19 protein-coding genes are annotated in these 16,138 nt (G+C 74.3%); 10 read left to right on the forward strand and 9 right to left on the reverse strand.

Translation table 11 applies throughout. The features are described from left to right. The first annotated feature begins 25 nt into the window (after positions 1 to 25). Entirely contained in the window at positions 26 to 682 is a 657-nt protein-coding gene (locus tag BGP03_RS06875) for a response regulator transcription factor (RefSeq protein ID WP_298796555.1), read from the forward strand. On the opposite strand, the gene BGP03_RS06880 is transcribed toward BGP03_RS06875, so the two are convergent. Beyond that, entirely contained in the window at positions 683 to 1,162 is a 480-nt protein-coding gene (locus BGP03_RS06880; RefSeq protein WP_296372570.1) for a peptidoglycan-binding domain-containing protein, read from the reverse strand. 256 nt (positions 1,163 to 1,418) lie between these two features. Continuing rightward, entirely contained in the window at positions 1,419 to 2,870 is a 1,452-nt protein-coding gene (locus BGP03_RS06885) for an RNA polymerase sigma factor (RefSeq protein WP_296372568.1), read from the reverse strand. Between the two features lie 358 nt (positions 2,871 to 3,228). Here BGP03_RS06885 and BGP03_RS06890 point away from each other — a divergent pair, with 358 nt between their 5' ends. After that, entirely contained in the window at positions 3,229 to 3,993 is a 765-nt protein-coding gene (locus tag BGP03_RS06890) for an inositol monophosphatase family protein (protein WP_298796735.1), read from the forward strand. Between the two features lie 9 nt (positions 3,994 to 4,002). On the opposite strand, the gene cei is transcribed toward BGP03_RS06890, so the two are convergent. After that, positions 4,003 to 4,641 carry an envelope integrity protein Cei gene (gene cei, locus BGP03_RS06895; RefSeq protein WP_296372566.1) on the reverse strand — a complete coding sequence of 213 codons (639 nt, stop codon included), beginning with the start codon at positions 4,639 to 4,641 and terminating at the stop codon, positions 4,003 to 4,005. Next, a complete protein-coding gene (locus tag BGP03_RS06900; protein WP_298796552.1) occupies positions 4,638 to 5,735 on the reverse strand; it encodes a phosphotransferase family protein in 1,098 nt (365 codons plus the stop codon). The genes cei and BGP03_RS06900 overlap by 4 nt, the downstream gene beginning before the upstream one ends. Before the next feature lie 242 nt (positions 5,736 to 5,977). Between BGP03_RS06900 and BGP03_RS06905 the strand changes: the two genes are divergently transcribed. After that, positions 5,978 to 6,280, forward strand: coding sequence for a DUF4193 domain-containing protein (locus tag BGP03_RS06905; protein ID WP_296372562.1), 303 nt, complete (start codon positions 5,978 to 5,980; stop codon positions 6,278 to 6,280). 40 nt (positions 6,281 to 6,320) lie between these two features. On the opposite strand, the gene BGP03_RS06910 is transcribed toward BGP03_RS06905, so the two are convergent. Continuing rightward, positions 6,321 to 6,800 (reverse strand): DUF3093 domain-containing protein, encoded by a 480-nt coding sequence (locus tag BGP03_RS06910; RefSeq protein ID WP_296372559.1) that lies wholly within the window; start codon positions 6,798 to 6,800, stop codon positions 6,321 to 6,323. A gap of 68 nt (positions 6,801 to 6,868) precedes the next feature. Between BGP03_RS06910 and dut the strand changes: the two genes are divergently transcribed. After that, positions 6,869 to 7,351, forward strand: coding sequence for a dUTP diphosphatase (dut, locus tag BGP03_RS06915; RefSeq protein ID WP_296372710.1), 483 nt, complete (start codon positions 6,869 to 6,871; stop codon positions 7,349 to 7,351). Next, a complete protein-coding gene (locus tag BGP03_RS06920; RefSeq protein WP_298796549.1) occupies positions 7,348 to 9,171 on the forward strand; it encodes a DUF3710 domain-containing protein in 1,824 nt (607 codons plus the stop codon). The genes dut and BGP03_RS06920 overlap by 4 nt, the downstream gene beginning before the upstream one ends. Here BGP03_RS06920 and BGP03_RS06925 read toward each other — a convergent pair. Beyond that, on the reverse strand, positions 9,153 to 9,857 hold the full coding sequence (locus BGP03_RS06925) for an alpha/beta hydrolase (RefSeq protein ID WP_296372555.1): 705 nt from the start codon (positions 9,855 to 9,857) through the stop codon (positions 9,153 to 9,155). The genes BGP03_RS06920 and BGP03_RS06925 overlap by 19 nt on opposite strands. A gap of 168 nt (positions 9,858 to 10,025) precedes the next feature. Here BGP03_RS06925 and BGP03_RS06930 point away from each other — a divergent pair, with 168 nt between their 5' ends. Both BGP03_RS06930 and BGP03_RS06935 read left to right on the forward strand, forming a co-directional pair. Further along, positions 10,026 to 10,403, forward strand: a complete 378-nt coding sequence (locus BGP03_RS06930) for an OB-fold nucleic acid binding domain-containing protein (protein ID WP_296372553.1) — start codon at positions 10,026 to 10,028, stop codon at positions 10,401 to 10,403. 16 nt (positions 10,404 to 10,419) lie between these two features. Continuing rightward, positions 10,420 to 11,091, forward strand: a complete 672-nt coding sequence (locus BGP03_RS06935) for a DUF3159 domain-containing protein (protein WP_298796547.1) — start codon at positions 10,420 to 10,422, stop codon at positions 11,089 to 11,091. 42 nt (positions 11,092 to 11,133) lie between these two features. Here BGP03_RS06935 and BGP03_RS06940 read toward each other — a convergent pair whose 3' ends face one another. Beyond that, positions 11,134 to 11,613 carry a MarR family winged helix-turn-helix transcriptional regulator gene (locus tag BGP03_RS06940; RefSeq protein ID WP_296372550.1) on the reverse strand — a complete coding sequence of 160 codons (480 nt, stop codon included), beginning with the start codon at positions 11,611 to 11,613 and terminating at the stop codon, positions 11,134 to 11,136. Between the two features lie 167 nt (positions 11,614 to 11,780). Here BGP03_RS06940 and BGP03_RS06945 point away from each other — a divergent pair, with 167 nt between their 5' ends. Then, entirely contained in the window at positions 11,781 to 11,987 is a 207-nt protein-coding gene (locus BGP03_RS06945; protein WP_296372548.1) for a hypothetical protein, read from the forward strand. Continuing rightward, positions 11,984 to 12,673: a hypothetical protein gene (locus BGP03_RS06950; protein ID WP_296372546.1), complete on the forward strand. Its 690-nt coding sequence runs from the start codon at positions 11,984 to 11,986 to the stop codon at positions 12,671 to 12,673. The genes BGP03_RS06945 and BGP03_RS06950 overlap by 4 nt, the downstream gene beginning before the upstream one ends. Here the strand turns inward: BGP03_RS06950 and BGP03_RS06955 are convergent. Together BGP03_RS06955 and BGP03_RS06960 are read right to left on the reverse strand one after the other, a co-directional pair. Continuing rightward, positions 12,570 to 13,226, reverse strand: coding sequence for a TrkA family potassium uptake protein (locus BGP03_RS06955; RefSeq protein ID WP_296372545.1), 657 nt, complete (start codon positions 13,224 to 13,226; stop codon positions 12,570 to 12,572). The genes BGP03_RS06950 and BGP03_RS06955 overlap by 104 nt on opposite strands. A gap of 4 nt (positions 13,227 to 13,230) precedes the next feature. After that, positions 13,231 to 13,893: a TrkA family potassium uptake protein gene (locus BGP03_RS06960; protein WP_296372707.1), complete on the reverse strand. Its 663-nt coding sequence runs from the start codon at positions 13,891 to 13,893 to the stop codon at positions 13,231 to 13,233. 92 nt (positions 13,894 to 13,985) lie between these two features. Here BGP03_RS06960 and BGP03_RS06965 point away from each other — a divergent pair, with 92 nt between their 5' ends. Continuing rightward, entirely contained in the window at positions 13,986 to 16,046 is a 2,061-nt protein-coding gene (locus BGP03_RS06965; RefSeq protein WP_296372544.1) for an APC family permease, read from the forward strand. Positions 16,047 to 16,138: the final 92 nt, after the last annotated feature.

Here is a 16,138-nt window from a genome sequence, read left to right on the forward strand (position 1 = left end):
CATGGTGGCACCTATGCTCCACTCCGTGAGCGCTGGTCGAGGCGGTGATCCCCTGGTGCGCGTGGTGGTGGCCGACGACCACCCGTTCTTCCGCGACGGCGTCGCCCGCGGGCTCACGCAGAGCGGCCGCATCGAGGTGGTGGCGGCGGTCGGTGACGGGCGCGAGGCCCTCGACGTGATCCGCCGCGACACCCCGGACGTGGCGCTCGTCGACTACGAGATGCCCGACATCGACGGTCTCGGGGTGGTCCGCGCCGCCGTCCGCGACGGGCTGGCCACGCGCGTCCTGCTGCTGTCGGCCCACACGGAGAGCGCCGTGGTGTTCCAGGCGCTGCAGGAGGGGGCGGCCGGTTACCTGTCCAAGGACGCGCGCCGCGCCGAGATCGTCGAGGCGGTGATCGACGTGGCGCACGGCCGGACGGTGGTGCCCGCGGAGCTCGCCGCCGGGCTGGCGGGGGAGATCCGGCTGCGTGCGGCGGCGCAGGGCCCGGTGCTCAGCGAGCGCGAGCGCCAGGTGCTGCAGGCCTTCGCCCGCGGGCTGTCGGTGCCGCAGGTGGCGGCCGAGCTGTTCATCGGGGTGAGCACGGTGAAGACCCACACCCAGCGGCTCTACGAGAAGCTCGGCGTCTCCGACCGGGCCGCCGCCGTCGCCGTGGCGATGCGGCAGGGCCTGGTGGAGTGATCAGTTCCCCATCTGGTTGTTGCCGTTCGCCAGGAAGTTGGCCAGCGCGGCCTGCGTGGCGGCGTTCATGGTGCCCGTCTGCGGCAGGTGGGCGTCGCGCTGCAGGTAGGTGATGGCCTGCGTCGTCTGGCTCGTCATCGTGCCGGTGACGGGGCCCTCGTAGTAGTTCAGCTGCCCGAGCTCGCGCTGCAGGGTCTCGATCGCGGCCGACGGGGCGACGGGGTGCACGGGCGTGACCGGAGTGACGTGGTGGTGCGTGCCCGACCCGGACGGCACGACGACCTGGGCCGACGAGCTCGGCGCGGCGGCCGGGACGGAGGCGGCGGGGGCGGTGCTCCCGAGGCCGAGGACGACGCCCGCGGTGATGCCCGCGCCGGCCAGCAGGGCGGCGGTGGCGAGTACGACGGTGCGGGTGCGGGAGGTGGCGGCGGAGGTCTGGACGGCGGGGGTCTGGACGGCGGGGGTCTGGGTGGTGCTCATGATGATCGGTTCCCTTCGAGGTGTCCGGGGCGGTTGCTCCGATGCCTCAAGGTTCTTCCGATCCGGCCCGTTGCACCGTCGGCCGGCCGGGCCCCGCACCGGATGATGCGGGTGTCGGGCGATCGGGGGACACGCCGTCGCTCGAACGGCACACCACGGCTGCTCGGGGCCCGGCGGACGGCAACCAGGTGCCGTCCGACCGCGGAAACGCCGCGGGCCCCGAGCTGCTGCTCGGGGCCCGCGGCGTGTTCGGCTGTCAGTCGAGGTAGTCGCGCAGGACCTGCGACCGGCTCGGGTGGCGCAGCTTCGACATCGTCTTGGACTCGATCTGCCGGATCCGCTCGCGGGTGACCCCGTAGACCTGGCCGATCTCGTCCAGCGTGCGGGGCTGGCCGTCGGTGAGGCCGAAGCGCAGCCGCACCACGCCCGCCTCGCGCTCGCTCAGCGTGGCCAGCACCGACTGGAGCTGGTCCTGCAGCAGCGTGAATGACACGGCGTCGACCGCGACGACCGCCTCGGAGTCCTCGATGAAGTCACCGAGCTGGCTGTCGCCCTCGTCGCCGATGGTCTGGTCGAGCGAGATGGGCTCCCGGGCGTACTGCTGGATCTCCAGCACCTTCTCCGGGGTGATGTCCATTTCCTTGGCGAGCTCCTCGGGCGTGGGCTCGCGGCCCAGGTCCTGGAGGAGTTCGCGCTGTATGCGGCCGAGCTTGTTGATGACCTCGACCATGTGCACCGGGATGCGGATGGTGCGGGCCTGGTCGGCCATGGCGCGCGTGATGGCCTGGCGGATCCACCACGTGGCGTAGGTGGAGAACTTGTAGCCCTTGGTGTAGTCGAACTTCTCGACCGCGCGGATCAGGCCCAGGTTGCCCTCCTGGATCAGGTCCAGGAACGCCATGCCGCGGCCGGTGTAGCGCTTGGCCAGCGAGACCACGAGGCGCAGGTTGGCCTCGAGCAGGTGGTTCTTGGCGCGCTCGCCGTCGCGGACGATCCAGCGCAGGTCCCGGCGCATCTGCGGGGAGACCTTCTCGCCGGCGTCGATCGAGCGGCGCATGCGCTCCGCGGCGTAGAGGCCGGCCTCGATGCGCTTGGCGAGCTCGACCTCCTCCTCCGCGTTGAGCAGCGCGACCTTGCCGATCTGCTTGAGGTAGGCGCGGACCGAGTCGGCCGAGGCGGTGAGCTCGGCGTCCTTGCGGGCCTGGCGCAGCGCCTCGGACTCCTCCTCGTCCCAGACGAAGTCGGAGCCCTTCTGCGGCGTGGACGACGGCTGGCGCGACGACGGGCTGCGACGGTTGGCGCCGGTGTTGGCCACCTCGTCGTCGTCATCGTCGTCATCGTCGTCATCGTCGTCCGTGGCGACCTCGGCCGTCTCGGGGCCGTCGACGACCAGATCGGCCTCGAGATCGGCGGTGACGTCGACCTCCTCGAGGTCGCCGACCTCGGGGGCGCCGTCGAGCTCACCGTCGAGGTCGGTGGGTTCGCCGCCCTCGACGCCGGGCGAGGCCTTCTTCTTCGTCGCGGCGCCACCCTTGGCGGCGGCCGTACGAGCCCGGGGGGCCGCCTTCGAGGCGGTCTTCGTCGCCGTGCCCGTAGAAGTCGCCGTGCCCGTAGAACCTGAGGCCCGCGCACTGCGGGGTCGGGTGGGAACGGCGGCCGTCGGGTCGACGGTCGTGTCGGTGCGGCTTGCGGAGTCTGCGGCTGCCACTAGGCCCTCTCGCTACTGTGCGCTCTGCCAGGGCCGGACGTGAAAGGCGTGACCCGGCCATCTGTCGAGATCGGTTCGAAGGTACCCGCCGGATCGTCGTCCGACAGGATGGTCGGAGGCGGTGCCGGAGCGAGGTACCGGGCCATTGTAGCTGCGTGTTCCGGGTGGTTCGCGCCTTGCTGCCCCCGCGCGTCCCCGAGCAGTGCCGAGGTGCCCCCCGCCGGGGGCCCTGTGGTCGGATGGGGTGGTGACTGAGTCCCCTGGAGAGAACCCCGGTGCAGCAGCGCGGCCCGGTGCCGACGACCCCCGTGAGCTGCGACGGACCGCGGAGCTGGTGGCCGGCGATGCGGCCGCGTTCCTGCGGGGGCTGCCCCGTCCGTGGGACGGGGAACCCGGGCACGGCGTGTCGACGAAGAGCACGCCGACCGACGTCGTCACCGCGTCGGACACCGCGGTGGAGACGCTCGTGCGCGACAGGATCGCGCACCTCCGACCGGGGGACGCGGTGGTGGGGGAGGAGCACGGCGGGGAGGTGGCCGCGACGGGCGTGGCCTGGGTCGTCGACCCCATCGACGGGACCGTGAACTTCCTCTACGGCATGCCCTGGTACGCCGTGTCGCTCGCGGCCGTCCGCGACGGGGTGTCGCTCGCCGGGGCCGTCGTCGAGCCCGCATCGGGACGGGTGTGGAGCGCGGCGCTCGGGCACGGGGCCACGTGCGACGGCCGCCCGCTGCGCGCGTCGGGGGTCTCCGACCCCGCGCTGGCGCTGCTGGGCACCGGGTTCTCCTACAGCCCGCAGCGCCGGACGCGGCAGGCCGCGATGGTGGCCGGGCTGCTCCCGCGGGTGCGCGACATCCGGCGGGCCGGCTCGGCGTCGCTGGACCTGTGCGCGGTGGCCGCGGGCTGGGTGGACGCCTACCTCGAGCACGGGTGCAACTGGTGGGACTGGGCCGCCGGTGCGCTCGTGGCGTCGGAGGCCGGCGCGGTGGTCCGCGTGCCGGGCCCCACCGGCAGCGTCCCGCCCGACGACGGGCTCGGGGCCGACGCGGTGTTCGCGGCCGCCCCCGGCATCGCCGTGGAGCTGGCGGCGCTGGCCCGGGAGCACGGCGCCGCCGGCGTCTGACCGCCCGCGTCAGCAGGAGACGTCGCGGGCCGTCTTCAGGGTGGCCTGGTCGACCGTGGGGGCGGCGGGAGGGGCGTTGCTGGCCCCGCCGTCGCCCGTGGCGGGGGCGGCCAGCCGGTCGAGGACCGCGCGGGCGGCCTTGGCCGGGTTCACGTCGCCGAACGCGGTGCCCACCGCGACGTCGACGCCGGCGTCGGTCCGGGCGTCACGTACGAGCTCGACGCACGGCACCGCCAGCGCCACCGTGCTCGCGGCGCCCTCCCCGGCGGGGCCGAACCGGATCTGGCCCTTGCAGGTCATGTTCCCGTCGGGGAACAGCGGGTCGTTCTCCGGCGCGGCACCCTGGGCGAACCCGAGGTCGCCGAACTGCGCGGCGACCAGGTTGGCCTGCCCGCGCTGCCCGCCGGCGTTGAGCACCCGCACCTTCACCGTGGACGGCGGCACCGGCGCGACCGCGTCGAGCGCGTCGGGGGGCAGGACCGTGCCGGGCGGCGGGCCCGCGGTCGGCGTGGGGCAGGCGACGCCGCCGCTGCTGGAGCTCGCGGTGACCAGCACCGTGGTCCAGGTGGCCACGGCGGCGACGGCCAGCACGACGACCAGGGTGAGGATCGGGCCGCGGCGCCGACGCTGGTAGGGACGTTGTCTCACGCGCCGACCCCCTCGGCGAGCACGTGCCGCCCCAGCGCGGCGAGCGGCCCGGCGCTGCCGTCGAGGCCCTCGGCCATGGAGGCCGGGACCATCCCGGCGTGCACGCGCGCGAGGATGCCGTCGAGCACGACGGCCAGCTTGAACGCCCCGAACGCCACGTACCAGGGCAGGGGGTCCAGGTCGAGCCCGGAGCGCTGCGCGTAGGCGGTGGCGAGCTCCGCGCGGGTGGGGAAGCCGGGCAGCCGGGTGGGGCCGTCGATGTAGCGTCCGGCGCTCCACACCGCGTCGTCGTCGGCCTGCGACCAGTAGACGAGCAGCAGGCCGAGGTCGGCCATCGGGTCGCCCAGCGTGGACATCTCCCAGTCGAGCACCGCGGTGATGCGGCCGGGGTCGGCGTGGTCGAACAGGCAGTTGTCGATGCGGTAGTCGCCGTGCACGATCGCGTGCCGCTGCGTGGTGGGCACGGCGGCCGCGAGCGTCGCGGCCAGCTCGGTGACGTCGGCGGCGTCCGCGGCGCGGTGGCCGGCCTCGCCCGCCTTCTCCCACTGCGTGACCCAGCGCCGCACCTGGCGGGCCATGAAGCCCTCGGGGCGCCCGAAGTCGCCGAGGCCGACCGCGGCGGGGTCGACGGTGTGCAGGTCGGCGAGGGTCTCCACGAGCGCCTCGCCGAGGCGGCGGCGGTCGGCCGGTTCGGTGGCCCACCCGGGGGGCAGCTCGCCCAGCGGCACCACGCCGTCGACGAGCTCCATCACGAAGCACGGCGCGTCCACCGGCGGGCCGCCCTCGGAGAACGCGAGCACCCGCGGCACCGGCACCGGCGTGCCGGCGAGCGCGGAGATCACCCGGCGTTCGCGGCCCATGTCGTGCGCCGTGGCCGCCACCTCGCCGACCGGCGGCCTGCGCAGCACCACGGATCCCGCCGCGCTCGTCACCCGATAGGTGAGATTCGAGCGACCCGCCCCGATCGGGGCGAGGTCACACTTCCGCCAGCCCGGATCGCCGAGTCGGTCGGCCAGCCAGGCCCCGATGGTGGCCGGATCGGCCCCCGGATGGGTGGGTGCGGTGTCGGGACGGGGCTCGGAAGGTGCTGCCACGCTGGGAACCCTAGTGGTCGGGTGGCCTCCGGGCGTGCTGCCGACCGGGGCGCTGCGCGCGTCCGGGGCGCGTGGGCTATCGTCTGCGCGCCCCAGAGGGAGTCGATCGTCTCGGGACCCGATCCGGGACTCCGCAACCGATTGAGACCTGCGTCACTCGATCGCCGGGCACAAACACCGTCGCTGTGACGTTGTCCAGCGGCACGACGAAGACACATATGCATGTCAAGAGGGTGGGAACGATGGCGACCGACTACGACGCACCACGGCGCAACGAGACCGACGACATGGCCGAGGACTCGCTCGACGAGCTGAAGGCCCGTCGCAACGAGGCCCAGTCGTCCGTCGTCGATGTCGACGAGACGGACACGGCGGAGAGCTTCGAGCTGCCCGGCGCCGACCTGTCCGGCGAGGAGCTCACCGTCAAGGTGCTCCCGAAGCAGGCCGACGAGTTCACGTGTGCCAGCTGCTTCCTGGTGCACCACCGCAGCAGGCTGGCCGAGACCCACGGCACGCAGTACATCTGCCGCGACTGCGCCGCCTGACTCCGGGCGGCCTGATCCACCGGCGCACCGCGCTGGGGCGTCACCGTCCCAGCGCGGTCACGAGCTTGTCCGGGTGCCGCGCGCTGAAGATCCAGTAGGGCGTGGGGTCCTCGGGGTCGGTGATCTCCACGCGCACCAGCGGGCCGATCCAGCCGCGGTGCATGAGGTAGGCCTCCGGGTCGAGCTGCGGACCCAGGGCCTCCTGCTTGTCCTGCTTCGTCACGGTCTCCACGCGCCCGATGTGGCGCAGCGGCACCGAGGCCTTGCCGACACGCAGCTCCCCGCCGGCCACCTGCACGCGGGTGCGGCCCAGCCAGTACACGGCCCCCACGAACAGCGGGATGAGCACCACGTACCCGATCCAGGACCGGATCCCGGGGTAGCCCATGTGGATCTCGGCGCCCAGCAGCACGCCGATCCCGGCGGCCAGCAGGTACCAGAACCACGGCACGGACAACCGCTCGTCGAATCCGGAGCTGCCGGACGTCGCAGGTGGGGTGGGCGACGGATGTTCGGTCACGAGACCCGAGGGTAGCCTCAACCGTCGTGCCCGGCCCTGCAGCTCCCCAGCCCGAGGCGTCCACCGTCCTGCCCGCCGCCGACGAGCCCGGGCGCCCGGTCGACGTGCTCCTGCGCAGGCTCGACCCCGCGACCGACGTCCCCGCCTACGCCCGGCCCGGTGACGCCGGCGCCGACCTGTGCGCCGCGGCCGACGTCGTGCTGGCCCCCGGGGAGCGGGCGCTGGTCGGCACGGGCGTCGCGATCGCGCTGCCGTCCGGTTACGCGGGTTTCGTGCACCCCCGCTCCGGGCTGGCCGCCCGCACGGGCCTGTCGATCGTGAACGCGCCCGGCACCGTCGACGCGGGCTACCGGGGCGAGATCCTCGTCTGCCTGGTCAACCTCGACCCCCGCGACGACATCGTGCTGCGCCGCGGCGACCGCATCGCCCAGCTCGTCGTCCAGCGGGTGGAGCAGGTGCGGTTCGTCGAGGTCGCGGAGCTGCCCGCGTCCGAGCGCGGCCTGGGCGGGCACGGGTCCACCGGGGGCCACGAACGGCTGGGCGCCCGGTGACCGCCCAGCAGCAGGACTGGCTCGACGCCGGGGACGAGGCCGCGTACGAGCCCGTGCACGTCCCCGGCGACGGCCCGCACGACGTCGAGGACCTGGACCCGGAGGTGACGCTCGCCGCGGGCACCGTCGACTTCGGCGCGGTGCGCGTGCCCGTGCCCGAGCGCGGCACCGTCGACGTCGACCCGGCGGAGAAGGGCCGCATGCAGGCGGTGCACGTCGCCGTGCCCGAGGGGCGGCTGTCGGTGAGCGCGCTGGCCGCGCCGAAGTCGTCGCGGCTGTGGCCGGACCTGGTCAAGGAGATCGACGCCTCGCTGCGCGAGGGCGGGGCCCGGGTCCGGTCGTTCCAGGGCGACTGGGGCCGCGAGCTGCACGCCACGAGCGGGGCCGCCACCTCGCTGTTCGTCGGCGTCGACGGCGCGCGGTGGATGCTCTACGGGGTCGCCACCGGGCCGACCCGGGACGCCGATGCCCTCGACGCGCAGCTGCGTCGCATGATGCGCGGCACGATCGTGGTGCGGGGCCGCTCGCCCTACCCCGTGCGGACCGTCCTGCCGCTGGAGGTGCCCGAGCACCTGGCGGTGGCGACCGCCGACACCGGGACCGCCGACACCGGGACCGCCGACACCGGGACCGCCGACACCGGGACCGCCGATACCGGGACCGCCGCGCCGGCGGCGACCGGGTCGGTCGTGGAGCTGCGGCCGTCCGCCGACGACGGTTACCGGAGCGCACCCACCGCGGCGTACCCGGCCGAGGCCGCGCCCGCCCCTGCGGCCTCCCGGTCGACGACGGCCCAGCCCACGACGGCCCTGCCGGTGGCCGGGCCGGCTGCGAGCCGGGCGGCCGGGTGGTCGCCGGTCGATGATCTCTCGGCGCCGGACCTCTCTCCCCCGACCACGGCGATCCCGGTGCGCCGCGCGCCTGCGGTGAACGGTCCGCTCCCCGTGGACGCGGCCCCGCCGATCACGGCCCGGCCCGGCCCCCCGGCCCACGGCGCACCCGCGTGGGCGGATCCGGGGCACCGTGCCGTCGACCCCGACGTCCGGCCCACCGACGTCCGGCCCACCGACGTCCGGCCCACCGTGGTGGACGGGCGCCGGTCCGCCGCCCGGATGCCGCCCGCCGCGAGCCCGCGCGGCTCCGAGACCGCGCCCTGGGTGCTGCCCCCGCCGATCCCGGGCGGGGGGCGCCGTCGCCTGCGGGAGCCGGGCGAGCACCTGCCGGTCAGCCCCGGCCTCACCGGGCCCTGGGCCCCGTGGCCCGACAGCTCGACCGGGTCGGGCCGGGCGGTCGACCCCGCGCGCCGGCCGGACGGCCGGCGCGCGGTGGACGGCTCGCCGACAATCGGCTCCCGCTCCGGTCGCCGACCCGTGGTGCAGTCCCCGGCCGGTCCGGGGGAGGGAACCGAACACCCGTCCGGCCCGGCCCGCGACGCGGTGCGGCCCGGTCCGGTGCCCGCTCCGCCCCGGGCGGGTCGCCGGCGCCTGGCCGAGCCGGCCCTGACCGCGGCGTCGGCTCCCGCCCGAGGTGCGGCGGTGCCCGAGGTGCTGCGGGTGGGCCGGCACGCCGCGGTGGAGCCCCCGCCGGACCGGAACGGCCACGGGACGGGCACCGGCCGCGGCGCGGAGACCCGGCCGTGGGTGGCACTCCACGCGTCCCGGTCCGGCCCCGCGCCCGACCCGATGACCGAGACCCTGCGGCCGCCGGTGTCCCAGCCGTCGATGCCCCAGCAGGCGGTCTCGGGGTTGGTCACGGAACCGCTACCCCTGCCGCCGCCCGCCGCGGAACGTCCGACGGGTCGTCACCACCGCCTGGACTGATCCCCGTCCCTCGCCCGCAGCCAGCCGAGCACGGCCGCCCGGCCGACGGCCCGGGGGTCGGCGCCGAAGGTGGCGAGCGAGGTGGTCAGCAGGGCCGAGCGGGGGAGCAGGGCCCGCCACCGCCGCGCCACCGCGAGCGGGTGCACCGGGTCGTCCACGAGCCCGGCGATCCCGGCGGGCACCGTCGAGCCCCGAAGCCGGGCCTCGTCGGGGGCCGGGGTGGCGGCCGCGCACTCCAGGGAGGCGGCGAGCCCGTCGCCGTAGCCCGCCCAGGCCCGGCCCAGCTCGGTCGCCAGCCAGGGCGGGGCGGACGCACGGGCCGGGGCGAGCGCGGCCTCCAGCCCCTCGGCGCGGACCAGGGCGGCGGTGGCCCGGGCGGCGAGCGCGGCCGGTGCGCCGTTCGGTGGGCCCGTCCACGCAGGCAGGGCGAGCAGCAGTCCCGCGACGGCGCCGGGCCGCTGCTCGACGGCCCACTCCGCGGCGACGTGCGCCCCGAGCGAGATCCCCCCGACCAGGAGAGGGCCGCTGGCCGCGGCCAGGGCGGCGTCGAGCGCGTCCCGGTAGCCGCGGACGACGGCCGGGCCGGGCCGGGGGCCCGGTGCGACGAGGTCGAGGCCGACCGCCCGGAGCGGCTCGGCGAACACGGCGCGCACGAACACCTCGTCCGAACCGGAGCCGGGCAGCACGACGCCGCATTCGGGGAGGTCGCCCGACCGTTCGGCGCACGGCAGGCGACAAGCGGCTCGACGCGTGTGATCTCCCTCGTTTCCAGTCAGCGAACGACGTTTCGGGCGGGTTACCCTGGAAAGGTTATCGGGTCCATCGGAGGACCCGGAGGATGTCAGGGAGATGTCATGGGCGGCACCGAGGGCGGCACGTTCCGCCGCATGCTGCGCAAGCTGACCAGCGATGTCGACGTGCTCGACGCCGACGACCTCTCCCAGGACTCCGAGAAGTCGGGGGCCCAGGCCGCGTCGGAGTGCGCGTGCGGCCAGGAGGTCACCGTGTTCGGTAGGCTACGCAGCGTCGAGTTCTGCCCCCAGGACGCCGAGGCGTCCCTGGAGGCCGAGCTCTTCGACGGCACCGACGGCATCACGCTGATCTGGCTGGGCCGCCGTCGTATCGCGGGCATCGAGCCGGGTCGCACCATGCGGGTGCGGGGGCGGCTGGCCGTCCGCGAGGGGCGCAAGGTGCTCTACAACCCCTACTACGAGATCTGTCAGGCCCAGTAGCCGGACTTGGAGCAGCGTGACCTCAGGTTCCCCCTCGAGCCCGGATCGCCACCCCGACCGCGAACCCGACGCGGTCCCGGCCGAGCGCACGGTGCCCACGTTGCTCGAGCAGATGGGCGGGGTGCAGGGCATCGTCGCGTCCTCCATCCCGGTAGCGGTCTTCGTCGTCGTCAACATCATCACGTCGCTGCAGCCCGCGCTGATCGCGGCGCTGGCGGCCGGGGTGGTCATCGCGGTCTGGCGCATCGCCCGCAAGCAGCCGCTGCAACCCGCCGTGTCCGGCCTGTTCGGCGTCGGCGTGGCCGCGTTCATCGCCTACCGCACCGGTGAGGCCCGCGGGTTCTACCTGCCCGGGCTGATCTACAGCGCGGTGTTCGCGCTGGCGTTCCTCGTGTCGGTGATCGTGCGCCGGCCGCTGGCCGGCGTCGTGTGGCACGGCATCAACGGCGACGGCCAGTCGTGGCGCAAGGACCCCCGCCTGCTGCGCGCGTACACCTACGCCAGCCTGCTGTGGACGCTCGTGTTCGCCGCCCGGCTCGTGGTGCAGGGCCTGCTGTACCAGGCCGACGAGGCCACGTGGCTGGGCATCGCCCGGCTCGCGATGGGCTACCCGCTGATCGGCGTGGCCCTGCTCGGCACGATCTGGGCCGTGAGCCGCGCCCGCCAGGCCCCCAAGCACGCCGCGTAGATCAGCCGGGACGTACCCCGGCGCTGATCACACCGGCGCTGCTCACCGGGCCTGGCGCCGCAGCGCCCGGTAGCCGGGATGCACGCCGGGCGGGAGGCCCTGCTGGTCGGCCACCCGCCGCAACAGGGCGACGAGGGTGCGCCGTTCGTCGTCGTCCAGGGCGGCGGTCATGTCGGCGTCGTGGTCCATCGCCACCGTCCGGACCTCCGCCATCGCCCTCGTCCCGGCGTCGGTGAGGTGCAGGGCGTGGAGGCGGCGGTCGTGGGGGCCGCGCCGCCGTTCCAGCAGGTCACGGGACTCCAGACCGTCGACGAGTGCCACCGCCGTGCTCGCGCCGACGCCGAGCCGCGTCGCGAGGTCGCGCTGGTTGAGGCCGGGTTCGGTCATGACCAGGCGCAGCAGGCCGGTCTGGGCCGGCGTGAGGTCCAGGGCCGCGACGCGCTCGCCGTAGCGGGCCGCGGCGTGGGCGCCGAGCTGGGCGAGCAGGAAGGCGGCGCCCGCCGGGGGAAGCGGCACGGTCATGGGTCCAGACAATCGTCGAGAGCGTCCGTCGCACCCCCGCCCGCACCGTGCTCGTCGCGGGCCTGGTCACCGCCGCGCTGGGGTGATCGTGCTGATCCTGGTCGGGGTCCCCCGCTTCCCCCCTGATCCCGCCGGGCCCGATCATCCTGCTCGTCGCCGCCGGCCTCGTGGCGTTCCTGCCGTGGCGCTGGGCGCCGGTGCTGGGCCTGCTGGCGGCGGCCTTCCTGAGCGTCGGGGCCGTGCTGGCCGGGGCGACCGCGGCGATGCTGGCCACCCCGGCCGCGGTGGGGCCGTTCGTGGGGTCGGTGATCGAGGTGGTCGGGCTGGCCGTGGCGCTCGTCGCCGGTGCGTCGGCCACGGTGCGCGCACGGTGAGCGACCGCCGGCTGTACGCGCTGTCGGGGCTGCTCGTCGCGTCCGGGCTCGTGCACCTGGTGGTGTGGCTGGTCCTCGGTGGCGCGTGGTCGGGCCCGGTGTCGGGGCGCAAACCGTTCACGTTCGGGCTGGCGTTCGGGGTCATCCTCGCGACGATCACGTGGGTCACCGGGTACCTGACGTCGCGCTTCCGCGCCGGGTGGCTCGCGGCGTTCCGCCCGAATCCAGCACTCGCCCCGAGCATGCGGCTGGCCGTCCGGGCGGGGTTCGTGTCGTTCGCCGCGGCGCTGCTGATCGGGGCCGCGATGATCGCGATCGGGGTGGTGCGGAGCCGCACGGTGTCGCTCGCCGCCGCCTACGCCGCCACCGGGAACCTCACGTCCGGCCACGCCGCCACGATGCACGGCATGCTGGTCCTGCCGGTGCTGGCCTGGCTGGCGGCGCGGACGGGCTGGTCGGAGTCCCGCCGGGTCCGTGTCGTCGCGCTCGGGTGCGCGGGCTACCTGGTCGCGGCCGGGGCCGTGGTGGTGGAGACGGCGGTGGGTGTCGACGTGGTGGCGTCGCCGGGCCGGGTGCCGGTGATCAGTAGCCCAGCGCCGCCCGGATGTCCTCCTCCACCGCCGTGGTGGCCACGAACAGCAGCTCGTCGCCGGGTTCGAGGGCGTCGTCGGCCTGCGGCACGATGACGCGTCCGCCGCGCAGGATGGCCACCAGCGCGGAGTCGGCGGGCAGGTGCAGCGAGCGGACGGGCTTGCCGGCCAGCGGCGTGTCGGAGGTGAGCGTGACCTCCACCAGGTTGGCCTGACCCTGCCGGAACGTCAGCAGTCGCACGAGGTCGCCGACGGCCACCGCCTCCTCGACGAGCGCGGCCAGCAGGCGGGGCGTGGACACGGCCACGTCGACGCCCCAGTTCTCGCCGAACAGCCACTCGTTGCGGGGGTCGTTGACGCGCGCGACGACGCGGCGCACCGCGAACTCCGTCTTGGCCAGCAGCGACACCACGAGGTTGACCTTGTCGTCGCCGGTGGCGGCGATGACCACGTCGCAGCTCTCGACGCCCGCCTCCTCGAGCGAGGCCAGCTCGCAGGCGTCGGCGTGCACCCACTCGGCCGCCTCCACCGACTCGGGCTCGATGTTGGCCAGGTTCCGCTCGATGAGCATGACCTGGTGCTTGTTCTCCACCAGCTCCAGCGCGATGGAACGCCCGACGGCGCCCGCACCCGCGATCGCGACCCGCATCTGCTCAGCCTTCCTGGGGCGGGGCCGCGGCGGCGGCCGTGACGTCGCTGACGGTGCCGGACACGGCGGCCACGTAGACGGTGTCCTCGGCCTGCACGGACGTGTCCGGCTTCGGCAGCACGCCGGTGCCGAACCGGACGATGAACGCCACCCGGCTGCCGGTGGCCGCCTCCAGCTCCTTGACGGGCCGCCCGACCCACGACTCGTGGACGGGCAGCGGGAGGATCGCGACGGTGCCGGTGGGCTCGCGCCAGGCGGAGGCGACGCCGTCCGGCAGCAGCATGCGCATCAGCCGGTCGGTGCTCCACGGCACCGTGGCGACGGTGGGGATGCCGAGCCGCTCGTAGACCGCGGCGCGCTTGGCGTCGTAGATGCGGGCCACGACGAGCTCGATGCCGAACGACTCGCGTGCGACACGCGCGGAGATGATGTTGGAGTTGTCGCCGCTGGAGACCGCGGCGAACGCCTGCGCCCTCTCCACCCCCGCCGCGATCAGGACGTCGCGGTGGAAGCCCTGGCCGACCACCTGCTTGCCCCGGAACTCCGGGCTCAGCCTGCGGAAGGCCTGGGGGTCCTTGTCGATCACCGCCACGTCGTGGCCGAGCCGTTCCAGGCCTGCGGCCAGTGACGAGCCGACCCGCCCGCACCCCATGATCACGACGTACACGCCGGTCCTCACCCCTACCCTCGACACGAGTCGCGCGCACGGTATCGCAGCACCCGTGCTGCGACCGGGCTCGCACCGCTTACGCTTCCGCCGTGCCCAAGCTCGGCGTCGCCCTGAAGCGTGTCATCGTCGGGCGGCCGCAGCGCAGCGACCGCCTGTCCCACAACCTGCTGCCCAAGCGCATCGCGCTGCCCGTCTTCGCCTCGGACGCCATGTCGTCGGTGGCCTACGCGCCCGAGGAGATCTTCCTCACGCTGTCCGTCGGGGGCGTGGGGTTCTACGCGCTCGCGCCCTGGATCGGCGTCGCGATCGTGGTGGTGCTGCTGACGGTGGTGACGAGCTACCGCCAGAACGTGCACGCCTATCCCTCGGGTGGGGGCGACTACGAGGTGGCCACGGTCAACCTCGGCCGCAACGCCGGGCTGACGGTGGCGAGCGCGCTGCTGGTGGACTACACGCTCACCGTGGCGGTGTCGATCTCCGCGGCGGCGGCCAACATCGGGGCGCTGATCCCGTTCGTCGCCGACCACAAGGTGCCGTTCGCGGTGCTGGCGATCGCGCTGCTCACGGCCGTCAACCTGCGCGGGATCCGGGAGTCGGGAGCCGCGTTCGCGGTGCCCGTCTACGCGTTCATGCTCGGTATCGTCACCATGATCATCTGGGGCCTGACGCGCATCCTGATCCTGGGCGACCCGGTGCACGCGGCCAGCGCCAACCTCCAGCTGATCGCCGAGGGCGACTCGTTCACGGGGCTCGCCCTCGTCCTGCTGGTGCTGCGCTCGTTCACCCAGGGCGCGGCGGCGCTGACCGGCGTCGAGGCCATCAGCAACGGTGTCCCGGCGTTCCAGAAGCCCAAGTCGCGCAACGCGGCCACCACGCTGCTGCTGCTCGGCGTGATCTCGGTCAGCATGTTCATGGGTCTGATCGCGCTGGCCACGCTGACCGGCGCCAAGATCGCCGAGGACCCCGCCATGCAGTTCCCGAACGCCCCGGCCGGCTACGTCCAGCAGACGATGGTGGCGCAGCTCGCCGACGCGGTGTTCTCCAGCTTCCGACCCGGGTTCTTCTTCGTCGTCGTCATGACGGCGCTGATCCTGGCGCTCGCGGCCAACACCGCGTTCAACGGCTTCCCGGTTCTGGGCTCGATCCTGGCCCAGGACCGCTACCTGCCCCGCCAGCTGCACACCCGCGGTGACCGGCTCGCGTTCTCCAACGGCATCCTGATCCTCGCCGCGTTCGCGGTGGTGCTGGTGGTGGGATTCCAGGCCGAGGTCACGCGGCTGATCCCGCTCTACACCGTGGGCGTGTTCGTGTCGTTCACGCTGAGCCAGACGGGCATGGTCCTGCACTGGCGACGGCTGCTGCGCACCGAGACCGAGGTCCCGGCCCGGCGCCGGATGCGCCGCGCGCAGGCCATCAACGGGTTCGGCGCGGCGATGACCGGCGTCGTCCTGGTCACGGTGCTGATCACCAAGTTCACGCTCGGGGCGTGGATCGCGATCGCCGCGATGGCCGGGTTCTTCGTGCTGATGAAGGCCATCCAGAAGCACTACGACCGGGTCAGCGAGGAGCTCGTCGCCGGCGACGTCGACGGGGTGCTGCCCTCGCGCAACCACGCGATCGTGCTGGTCTCCACGCTGCACAAGCCCGCGCTGCGCGCCATCGCCTACGCCCGCGCCACCAGGCCGGACGTCCTGGAGGGACTGACCGTCAACGTCGACGAGGCCGACACCAAGAAGCTCATGCGCGACTGGGAGCTGCGCAAGCTCCCGGTGCCGTTGAAGGTCATCGAGTCGCCCTACCGCGAGATCACCAAGCCGGTGCTGGACTACGTCAAGCGGATCCGCACGTCCAACCCGCGCGACGTGGTCACCGTGTTCATCCCCGAGTACGTCGTCGGGCACTGGTGGGAGCAGATCCTGCACAACCAGAGCGCGCTGCGGCTCAAGGGCCGGCTGCTGTTCCAGCCGGGCGTCATGGTCACGAGCGTGCCGTGGCAGCTGGAGTCGTCGGAGCGCGTGAAGTCCCGTCGTCCGGAGACCCCTCCCGGCTCCACCCGCCGTGGCTACGAGGTGCGCCCCGGCGAGGACAACACGGCCGCGGCGCCGTCCCCGTCGGCCGCGCCGACACTGCCTGACAAGCTGCCCCGATGACGGCCACCCCCACGCTCGACTGGACCGACCGCGTCCTCGACCTCGACGTCGGGCCGATCGCCCACGGCGGGCACTGCGTCGCCCGGCACGAG

Origin of the sequence: Pseudonocardia sp. 73-21 (assembly GCF_001899645.1) — a bacterium.
GTDB lineage: Bacteria > Actinomycetota > Actinomycetes > Mycobacteriales > Pseudonocardiaceae > Pseudonocardia.

Coding starts and splice junctions, on each gene's coding strand:
- BGP03_RS06880 (WP_296372570.1), bottom strand. CDS start 1,162: ATGAGCACCACCCAGACCCCCGCCGTCCAGACCCCCGCCGTCCAGACC.
- BGP03_RS06930 (WP_296372553.1), top strand. CDS start 10,026: ATGGGCGGCACCGAGGGCGGCACGTTCCGCCGCATGCTGCGCAAGCTG.
- BGP03_RS06940 (WP_296372550.1), bottom strand. CDS start 11,613: ATGACCGTGCCGCTTCCCCCGGCGGGCGCCGCCTTCCTGCTCGCCCAG.
- BGP03_RS06955 (WP_296372545.1), bottom strand. CDS start 13,226: ATGCGGGTCGCGATCGCGGGTGCGGGCGCCGTCGGGCGTTCCATCGCG.
- BGP03_RS06905 (WP_296372562.1), top strand. CDS start 5,978: ATGGCGACCGACTACGACGCACCACGGCGCAACGAGACCGACGACATG.